The organism is Streptomyces sp. NPDC059853 (assembly GCF_042731495.1).
GTDB lineage: Bacteria > Actinomycetota > Actinomycetes > Streptomycetales > Streptomycetaceae > Streptomyces.
This window is the reverse complement of record NZ_JBHWJL010000394.1, coordinates 1-3,867: the sequence shown is the minus strand read 5'-3', so window position 1 is coordinate 3,867 and position 3,867 is coordinate 1. Positions and strand designations below refer to the sequence as shown.

The 3,867-nt window shown below is 73.0% G+C and carries 4 protein-coding genes; all 4 read right to left on the bottom strand.

Going from position 1 to position 3,867, the window contains the following annotated elements:
- A partial coding sequence (locus tag ACFV5N_RS25530) for a Rho termination factor N-terminal domain-containing protein (RefSeq protein WP_385604217.1) occupies positions 1–649 on the bottom strand: 649 nt, incomplete at its 3' end.
- A 408-nt stretch (positions 650–1,057) separates the two neighbouring features.
- A complete protein-coding gene (thrB, locus tag ACFV5N_RS25525; RefSeq protein WP_385604214.1) occupies positions 1,058–2,047 on the bottom strand; it encodes a homoserine kinase in 990 nt (329 codons plus the stop codon).
- Positions 2,048–2,202: 155 nt separating this feature from the next.
- Positions 2,203–3,276 (bottom strand): threonine synthase, encoded by a 1,074-nt coding sequence (gene thrC / locus ACFV5N_RS25520; RefSeq protein ID WP_385604211.1) that lies wholly within the window; start codon positions 3,274–3,276, stop codon positions 2,203–2,205.
- Between the two features lie 37 nt (positions 3,277–3,313).
- The coding region (locus ACFV5N_RS25515) for an ACT domain-containing protein (protein ID WP_385604208.1) at positions 3,314–3,867 on the bottom strand (554 nt) is incomplete at its 5' end.

Sequence of the window (3,867 nt, the reverse complement as noted above, 5' to 3'; positions counted from 1 at the left end):
GCTGGTTGTTCTGGCCCCCCTGGCCCTGCTGGCCCTGGCCGCCACCGCTCTTGCCGCGGCGCTCGCGCTCGCGCTTGCGCTCGCCGCCCTGGGCGGCGTCGTCCTTGGCGGCGTTCTCGGACTTCCCCGCGTTCTCGGACTTGCCGGTGTTCTCGGCGTCCTTGGCGGGGGCGGTACGGCCGCCCTTGCCGCCGTTGTCCGCGCCCGCGGTGCCCTCGGCCTGGCCGGGGATGTCGATCTGCTGCTGCCGCTGCGCCTCACGCTGCCCCTCGGCGGACTCACCGGTCCGCGCCCGGGAGGTGGTACGGCGCTTGGGCTTGTCGGTGCCGCTCTCGGCGGCGGCCGGCGCGGCGTCGGCCGGCTTGGCGTCCCCGCCGGAGGCCGGGGCACCGCCGCCGGAGGCGGCCTGCTTCTCCTTGATGACCTCGATCAGCTGGCTCTTGCGCATCCGCGCGGTGCCCCTGATGCCGAGGCCGGAGGCGACCTGCTGCAACTCGGCCAACACCATGCCGTCGAGGCCGGTGCCGGAACGCCGGCGGCGGGGCGCGGCGGAGGCGGTGGGAGCGTCCGTGGCGGAGGCTGTGGCATCACCGGCGGTCTTGCCGGCGCTGTCGGCACTCACACCCATCAGATCGGTGGTGTCGCTCACGAAGGGTCCTTCCCTGGAGCGGACGTCGGCCTGTCTGGCTCGGCGACCGGTTGTGCTGTCCGGCTGCGGTCCCCTTGGAGCGGGCCGGCCGGGCGGTGGCTCCGCCGATGCGACATGGCGGAAGGAATCAATGCAACGTGCGATGCGGGGGAATCACGGAGAAGCACGGGGAATCGCCGCGATACGACGCCGCACCCATCCCGGGGCGGACTCGGCATGCCCGGCAGGCTGCTCAGGCAGAAGAGTGAAGGCTCCCGGAAGAATCGGATGGTCCCGCGGGAGGGACCCCGGAATACCGTGCCCCTGGAGAAATCCATCGGGACGGTACGTGCAGACTTGAGGTTAACACTACCGGATACTGCCTTCATTCCCCCACTCCCGGTACGGAAATCCCGTGCCCGCCGTCCTTCACCGGCCGGATCCGGCGGACACGGAGGAAGCGCCGGAAGCGGGGACCGTGCCGGGCCCGTCGGCCTCCGCCGACCCGGCCAGCGGCAGCACACTGGCGCCCGCGAGATCCAGCGGCAGCCGGTTCGCCGTCCAGCCCTCCCCCGCCAGCCGCGCCGTCGTGTCGGCCGCCTCGTCGGTCACCAGCGCCAGCACGGTCGGCCCGGCGCCCGAGATGACCGCCGGAACGCCGTCGGCGCGCAGCCGGTGCACCAGGTCCGCGCTCTCGCTCATGGCCGGCGCCCGGTAGTCCTGGTGCAGCCGGTCCTCGGTGGCCGGCAGCAGCAGTTCGGGGCGCCGGGTCAGCGCCTCCACCAGCAGCGCGGCCCGCCCGGCGTTAAGCGCCGCGTCCCCGTGCGGCACCGTGCGCGGCAGCAGCCCGCGCGCCGTCGCGGTCAGCAGCGGCCGGGACGGCACGAAGACCACGGGAACGACCTTCTCCGACGGCTCCATCCGGATCGCCCGGACCGCGCCGCTCTCCCCCCAGGCCAGCGTGAAGCCGCCCAGCAGACAGGCGGCCACATTGTCCGGATGGCCCTCGATCTCGGTGGCCAGCTCCAGCAGGGCGGTGTCGTCCAGCCGGCCCTCGCCGCCCGAGGTCACCGCCCGCGCCGCCATCAGCCCCGCGCAGATCGCGGCGGACGAGGAGCCCAGCCCCCGGCCGTGCGGGATGCGGTTGGCGCACACCACCTCAAGGCCGCGCGGCTGGCCGCCCAGCGCCTCGAAGGCGGTGCGCAGCGAGCGCACCAGCAGATGCCGCTCGTCGCGCGGCAGTGTGTCGGCGCCCTCACCGGCGATGTCGATGTGCAGCCCGGATTCCGCCACCCGGACGACCACGTCGTCGTACAGCCCCAGGGCCAGCCCGAGGGCGTCGAATCCGGGACCGAGATTGGCGCTGGTCGCCGGGACCCGTACCCGGACGGCGGCGGCGCGGAAGGCGGGATGGGCCATCGCTCGATGACTCTCCTTGCTGAGATGTGCGGCATGCCCCGGAGGCCGACCGGTATCGCGATCGCGCTGCACGGGGTTGAATACCAGCCTATCGAAGGAAGGTTCAGACGCGATACAGGGTGCGGGGGTGTCGTCTCCGGGGCACGCGGCGCGGCTCAGGCGAGCCCGAGGTGTTCGGCGGCGGCGTCCGCGTCCACCGGCACCGTGACCGGCTGCGGGGCACCGGCCACCGCCCAGTCCGGGTCCTTCAGGCCGTTGCCGGTGACCGTGCACACGATGCGCTGGCCCGGATCGACCTTGCCCTGCTCGGCGGCCTTCAGCAGCCCGGCGACCGAGGCGGCCGAGGCGGGCTCGACGAACACGCCCTCGCCCGCCGCCAACAGCCGGTAGGCGGACAGGATCTGCCGGTCGGTGACCTCGTCGATGAAGCCGCCCGACTCGTCCCTGGCCCGCTCGGCCAGTTCCCAGGAGGCGGGGTTGCCGATGCGGATCGCGGTGGCGATGGTGGTCGGATTGCGCACCGGCGCGCCGCGCACGATCGGCGCGGAACCGGACGCCTGGAAGCCCCACATCCGGGGGGTGCGGGCGGCGGGGCCGGTGGCCGCGTACTCCCGGTAGCCCTTCCAGTACGCGGTGATGTTCCCGGCGTTGCCGACCGGCAGCACGTGGATGTCGGGGGCGTCGCCGAGCATGTCGACGATCTCGAACGCGGCGGTCTTCTGGCCCTCGATCCGCACCGGGTTCACCGAATTGACCAGCGCCACCGGATACTTCTCGGACAGCCCGCGGGCCAGGTCGAGGCAGTCGTCGAAGTTGCCGTCGACCTGGAGGATCTTCGCCCCGTGGACGAGGGCCTGCCCCATCTTGCCCAGCGCGATCTTGCCCTGCGGCACCAGGACGGCGCTCACCATGCCGGCGCGCACCGCGTAGGCGGCGGCCGAGGCGGAGGTGTTGCCGGTGGAGGCGCAGATGACGGCCCGGGCGCCGTCCTCCTTGGCCTTGGAGATGGCCATGGTCATGCCCCGGTCCTTGAACGAACCCGTGGGGTTGGCGCCCTCGACCTTCAGATGCACCTCGCAGCCCGTGCGCTCGGACAGCACCTGGGCGGGGACGAGCGGCGTGCCGCCCTCGCGCAGCGTCACCACGGGCGTCGCCCCGGTGACCGGGAGCCGGTCGCGGTACTCCTCGATGACGCCGCGCCACTGACGGCTGGTGCTGGTCGCGTCCAAGATGCTCACTGTTTCCCTCTGTTCGGAAAAACGGGCGCTACTCGCCCTCGACGCGCATGATGCTGGCCACATCATGCACGGTGTCCAGTCCCCGCAGCGCCTCCACGGTGGCGCTCAGCGCGGCGTCGGGTGCCCGGTGGGTGACGACCACCAGCGACGCCTCGCCGTCCTTGCCGGTCTGCCGCACGGTGTCGATGGAGACCCCGTGGTCGGCGAACACCATGGCGCACTGGGCGAGGACACCCGGTTTGTCGACCACGTCCAGGCTGATGTGGTAGCGGGTGACCACCTCGCCCATCGGGCTCACCGGCAGCCGGCTGTACGCGGACTCCCCCGGGCCGCGGCCGCCGCCGAGCTTGTTGCGGCACACCGCCACCAGATCGCCCAGGACGGCGGAGGCGGTGGGCGCGCCGCCCGCCCCGGGTCCGTAGAACATCAGCCGCCCGGCCGAGTCGGCCTCGACGAAGACGGCGTTGTAGGCGCCCTTGACGGAGGCCAGCGGGTGGCTGAGCGGGATCATCGCCGGGTGCACCCGGGCGGTGACGGAGCGGCCGTCCTCGGCGCGCTCGCAGATGGCCAGCAGCTTCACGG

Excerpts from the sequence above, each read along its gene's own strand:
- thrB (WP_385604214.1), bottom strand. The coding sequence starts at position 2,047 with ATGGCCCATCCCGCCTTCCGCGCCGCCGCCGTCCGGGTACGGGTCCCG.